This is a genomic window from Bradyrhizobium sp. (assembly GCF_049581145.1).
Lineage (GTDB): Bacteria > Pseudomonadota > Alphaproteobacteria > Rhizobiales > Xanthobacteraceae > Bradyrhizobium.
Window position 1 is genome coordinate 1 of sequence record NZ_JBAURI010000979.1, and the last position, 1,980, is coordinate 1,980.

Here is a 1,980-nt window from a genome sequence, read left to right on the forward strand (position 1 = left end):
AACGCCGATAAGGCTACAGAGAGTCTGCGGCCCTCTCTTTGGGGGCGGGCGTAGTCTGCCTATTCCAGTTTTGCCTATTCATGGCATCAAGGGCAGATGCGCTCGAGGCGAGCGATGCGTGGTCGCAATCACACCGCGGGCAATGGAGAGGCGATCAAGTGAAGAAACTGAGTCTGAAAGCGAAATTGTGGATCAACTGCGGCGCCCTGCTTCTGATCTTGTTGCTGGTCGGAGGCATGGCGCTCAAAACCGCCCTCACTACTCAAACACTGGCTGGGACGGTCAAGTTCAACACCCAAAAGCAGCATCTGGGTGGAGAAATGCAGCTTGCCATCGAAAAAGAAAAAGTTGGCGGACGCGATGCGCTTCTTCATGACGACAGCAAATATTTGACCGCCGCGCGCGTGGAGTTTCAGCAGAAGTCGGATGAGCTCCAGCCGCTGCTGACCACCCCTACGAGCCATCAGCTCTTTGCAGCGATTCAAGAACAGAACGCAAGATATGACGGCTTCGTGGATCAAGCCCTTCAAAAGCAGCAATCGGGAGACCACGCCGGGGCCCTCGAAATCTTCTATGGCGAAGGCGCGAAGCAAGCAAAGCTCGACCTGAAAAAGAGCACGGACGATTTGATGAGCTGGTACGGCAATCTCGCCGACAAAGCATCGAAGGATCAAATTGCCGGCAACAAGTCGGCGGTATCTATCATCCCGATCATGACCGCTCTGGGATTTGCGATCGGCATCGGCATCGCGATCTTTGTCATCCGCTCCCTGGTTACCTCGATCACGCAAATCGTTTCGGTCGTGGAAGCGATCTCCCAACACAACTTGTGTATTCCCGATGTTGAGGTCACCACTAATGACGAGCTAGGTCAGGCGGGCCGTGCTCTCAACACCATGAAAGCCAACCTCTCGCGCATGGTGCGGTCGATCACCCAATCTGCCGAGCAACTGGCCGGCGCCACAGAAGAGATCTCGCAAGGCGCCAAGCAGAATTCGAGCAGCGCTCATGGCGAGGCCGAGCAGGCGGTACAGGTAGCATCCGCAATGCAGGAGATGACAGCCACGGTCCGCGAAGTTGCAGATCATGCGGAGCATGCCTCGGTGGCATCCAAACAGTCGGCAACGTCGGCGCGCAAGGGTGGCGAGATCGCGGATGAAACTCTGATCACGATGAACAGCATTGCCACATCCACCAGCAATGCCGCCAGCCGCATTCTCGAGTTGGGCAAGAGCTCTGAAAAGATCGGCAACATCGTCGCTGTGATTACAGAGATCGCCGGCCAAACCAACCTGCTCGCGTTGAATGCCGCAATTGAGGCGGCACGCGCCGGAGAACAGGGCCGTGGATTCGCTGTAGTTGCCGGTGAAGTTCGGCGCCTGGCTGAGCGGACCGCTTCGGCAACCAAGGAAATTGCCGGCATGATTCAGACCATCCAAACCGAAACCAAGGTGGCCGTTTCGGCAATCGAGGAAGGCCAACGGGAAGTGGAAGTCGGCGTCAAGAAAACTAGCGAGACCGGACAGGCTCTGAAGGAAATCATCGGCATGTCGGACCAGGTCGGCAGCATGGTTGCCCAAATCGCCAGTGCGGCATCGGAGCAGAACGGTGCGGCGGAGCAGATCAGTTCCAGTATTTCTCAGATCTCCGGCCTTACCCAGACTTCTTCGGCCAATGCGGATCAAACCGCCGCAGCCTGCGGGCACCTTTCCGAGCTGGCCTCGGAACTGCATCACCTGGTGAACGAATTTTGCGTAGGAGAGGCCACTGATTCTGTCGGCGGACGCCCCACCGGCGCTCGACCAGGTGCTGCCGGGCGCGTTCAGCCCATCAACCGCCCGAAACCAAGGGCGGCATAATTCGACTCCCGTTTGACCCTGCCGGCGCGTCTAAATAGACTTGCAGGCAGGGTCTCACCGATGCAGTTTCTGTTCTTTCGCTCCTACACCATCCCGGCAGCGCTCCTGATCTGTTGCGGGG

Annotated in this window: 1 protein-coding gene; it reads left to right on the forward strand. The window is 57.7% G+C overall.

What is annotated here, in order from left to right:
* Window positions 1–158 precede the first annotated feature (158 nt).
* Window positions 159–1,859, forward strand: coding sequence for a methyl-accepting chemotaxis protein (locus WCB02_RS31880; RefSeq protein ID WP_423964476.1), 1,701 nt, complete (start codon window positions 159–161; stop codon window positions 1,857–1,859).
* Window positions 1,860–1,980: the final 121 nt, after the last annotated feature.